Origin of the sequence: Actinosynnema sp. NPDC059335, from assembly GCF_042752395.1 — a bacterium.
Lineage (GTDB): Bacteria > Actinomycetota > Actinomycetes > Mycobacteriales > Pseudonocardiaceae > Actinosynnema.
Map to the genome: position 1 here is coordinate 1 of NZ_JBHYXZ010000084.1, position 2,732 is coordinate 2,732.

4 protein-coding genes are annotated in these 2,732 nt (G+C 71.3%); 1 reads left to right on the forward strand and 3 read right to left on the reverse strand.

The window, feature by feature from the left end; translation table 11 throughout:
• Positions 1–177: 177 nt before the first annotated feature.
• The 3 genes from ACFXGA_RS24445 to hppD all read right to left on the reverse strand — a co-directional run bounded on the left by ACFXGA_RS24445 (position 178) and on the right by hppD (position 2,059).
• The gene (locus ACFXGA_RS24445; protein ID WP_378091420.1) at positions 178–450 is read right to left on the reverse strand and encodes a DUF2277 domain-containing protein; all 273 of its coding nucleotides are present in this window, start codon (positions 448–450) and stop codon (positions 178–180) included.
• A 36-nt stretch (positions 451–486) separates the two neighbouring features.
• Positions 487–717: a hypothetical protein gene (locus tag ACFXGA_RS24450; protein ID WP_378091422.1), complete on the reverse strand. Its 231-nt coding sequence runs from the start codon at positions 715–717 to the stop codon at positions 487–489.
• 160 nt (positions 718–877) lie between these two features.
• Positions 878–2,059, reverse strand: a complete 1,182-nt coding sequence (gene hppD, locus ACFXGA_RS24455) for a 4-hydroxyphenylpyruvate dioxygenase (protein ID WP_378091424.1) — start codon at positions 2,057–2,059, stop codon at positions 878–880.
• Between the two features lie 75 nt (positions 2,060–2,134).
• Here hppD and ACFXGA_RS24460 point away from each other — a divergent pair, with 75 nt between their 5' ends.
• Entirely contained in the window at positions 2,135–2,629 is a 495-nt protein-coding gene (locus tag ACFXGA_RS24460) for an Lrp/AsnC family transcriptional regulator (RefSeq protein ID WP_378091426.1), read from the forward strand.
• The last annotated feature ends 103 nt before the right edge of the window (positions 2,630–2,732 follow it).

Below are 2,732 nucleotides of genomic sequence, written 5' to 3' on the forward strand. Positions count from 1 at the left end.
GCGGCCCCCCCCCCCCCCCGCCCGGGGGCGCGGGGGCCGTGGCGTTCTGAACGTTCAACTCGGGTGTTCCGAGCGTTGGACTCACGCGTTCTGGACGTAGGACTCACGCGTTCTGGACGTAGGACACGCGCGACGCGAAGGGTGGACTCACGCGGTTCGGAGGTAGGGCACGCGGGGTCAGGTGCGGTTGTAGCGGAGGGCGGCGCGTTGTTTGGCCTTGGCGGCCTCGACCTCGCGGTCGCGGGGCGGGGCGTGGGTGACCAGGGACTCGAGCAGCACGCGGGTGGCCTCGGCCACCGCCTCGACGGCCGCGTCGAACGCCTCCTGGTTCGCCGCCGACGGACGCGTCGACCCGCTCACCTTGCGCACGTACTGCACCGCCGCCGCACGGACCTCGTCCTCGGTGGCGGGCGGTTCGAAGTTGTGGAGCACCCTGATGTTGCGACACATGGCTCCACTATCACCCCGGAACCGCCGGGGCCCAAGTCACGGCTGCACGTCGTACCGCGAATTCTCCACCCGCGTCACGGCGGGCAGGTCCTGCCCGTCCACGCACCCGCCGACGAACTGCACCGCGCCGTCGCGGTCCACGAACCGACCCGGGTCCGAGCACCCCGCGTGAGCCACGGTGAAGAAGGCCGCGCCGGTCAGCGCCACGGCCGTGGCGACCGCCCCGACGAGCGGGAGCACCGCGGTGACCCGTGCCGCGAGCGCCATGCCACCCTCCAGGTGAATGTGGTGTGAGACAACCCCGCACCGAGCGTACCGGTCCCGGCGCGCCTGGTACGGGCATCATCACCGTTCCGAACGCGAAAGGCCGGCCCGGGGGTTCCCGGACCGGCCCGCTGCCCGACCGCCCGCGGCGGTCGGGGACGCGTCAGAGGTTGCCCCGGCGCTCCTGCTCGCGCTCGATCGCCTCGAACAGGGCCTTGAAGTTGCCCTTGCCGAAGCCCAGCGACCCGTGCCGCTCGATCAGCTCGTAGAACACGGTCGGCCGGTCGCCGATCGGCTTGGTGAAGATCTGGAGCAGGTAGCCGTCCTCGTCCCGGTCGACCAGGATGCGGTGCTCCTTGAGCACCTCGATCGGCACGCGCACCTCGCCGATGCGCGCCCGCAGCTCCGGGTCGTCGTAGTACGAGTCCGGCGTCTCCAGGAACTCCACGCCGGCCGCCCGCATCGCGGTCAGGGTGGCCACGATGTCGTTGGTCGCCAGCGCGATGTGCTGCACGCCGGCGCCCTCGTAGAACTCCAGGTACTCGTCGATCTGCGACTTCCGCTTCGCCACCGCCGGCTCGTTGAGCGGGAACTTCACCCGGTGGTTGCCGTTGGAGACGACCTTGCTCATCAGCGCCGAGTAGTCGGTGGCGATGTCGTCGCCGATGAACTCCGCCATGTTCACGAAGCCCATCACCCGGTTGTAGAACTCGACCCAGTAGTCCATCTTGCCCAGCTCGACGTTGCCCACGCAGTGGTCGACCGCCTGGAACAACCGCTTGGGCGCGCCCTCGGGCCGCACGACCGTGCTCTCCCGCGCCTCGTAGCCGGGCAGGTACGGCCCGCGGTAGCGGGACCGGTCGACCAGGGTGTGGCGGGTCTCGCCGTAGGTCGCGATGGCCGCGACCCGGACGGTGCCGTGCTCGTCGGCCAGGTCGTGCGGCTCCTCCAGCACGGTCGCCCCCTGGGCGCGTGCGTGCTCGATGCACCGGTCGACGTCGGCGACCTCCAGCGCGAGGTCCACCACGCCGTCGCCGTGCCTGCGGTGGTGGTCGAGCAGCGGGCTGTCCGGGCTCACCCCGCCGTTGATCACGAACCGCGCCGAGCCGGACTTGAGCACGAACGACTTGTGGTCCCGCTGCCCGGTCTCCGGTCCGGCGTACGCGACGAGCTGCATCCCGAAGGCGACCTGGTAGAACCAGGCGGTCTGGGTCGCGTTGCCGACCACGAAGACCACGGCGTCCATCGAGCGGACGGGGAACGGGTCGCGCGTCCCGTCGTAGTCGACCAGGCCCACGAGTTGGCGGAGCTGGTCGTAGCTCACGTCGTCAAGCTGCTGCGTCATACCTCACAGCATGTGCAAGCCTGGGCAGGCTGAGCAACAGTCGCTCGATTCACTGGTCATTTTGTACAGTGGTTCATGGCTTCAGACGCGCAAGCTGAACACTCTGACCACGTCGTCGACGCCCTGGACGCCCGGCTGTTGCTGCTGCTCACCGACGAGCCCCGGCTGGGGGTGCTGGAGTGCTCGCGCCGGCTCGGCGTGGCCCGCGGCACGGTCCAGGCGCGGCTCGACCGGCTGGTGGCGCGCGGCGTGCTCACGGGCTTCCCGCCCGCGCTCGACCTGGCCGCGATGGGCTACGGGCTGACCGCGTTCGCCGTGCTGGAGATCGCGCAGGGCCGGCGGCACGAGGTGACCGAGGGCCTGGCCGCGATCAACGAGGTGTGCGAGGTGCACGCCACGACCGGGCAGGGCGACCTGTTCGTGCGGGTCGTGGCCCGGTCGAACGCCGACCTCCAGCGGGTGATCGACTCGATCGTGGACGTGCCGGGCGTGCGGCGGCTGTCCTCGTCGATCGCGCTGTCCACCCCCGTCCCGCCCCGCGTGCGGCCCCTGCTGGAACGCATCACGTGACGCGACAGCAGAAGGGGGGGGCCCCCCCGCGGGGGGGGGCCGCCCCCGGGGGGGGGGGGCGGCCGGGGTCGGGACCGGCGTGATGCTCGGGTGCCTAGAAGTC

Bases quoted from the DNA above. Each gene is read 5' to 3' on its own strand.
- ACFXGA_RS24445 (WP_378091420.1), bottom strand. From the start codon at position 450: ATGTGTCGCAACATCAGGGTGCTCCACAACTTCGAACCGCCCGCCACC.
- ACFXGA_RS24450 (WP_378091422.1), bottom strand. From the start codon at position 717: ATGGCGCTCGCGGCACGGGTCACCGCGGTGCTCCCGCTCGTCGGGGCG.
- hppD (WP_378091424.1), bottom strand. From the start codon at position 2,059: ATGACGCAGCAGCTTGACGACGTGAGCTACGACCAGCTCCGCCAACTC.
- ACFXGA_RS24460 (WP_378091426.1), top strand. From the start codon at position 2,135: ATGGCTTCAGACGCGCAAGCTGAACACTCTGACCACGTCGTCGACGCC.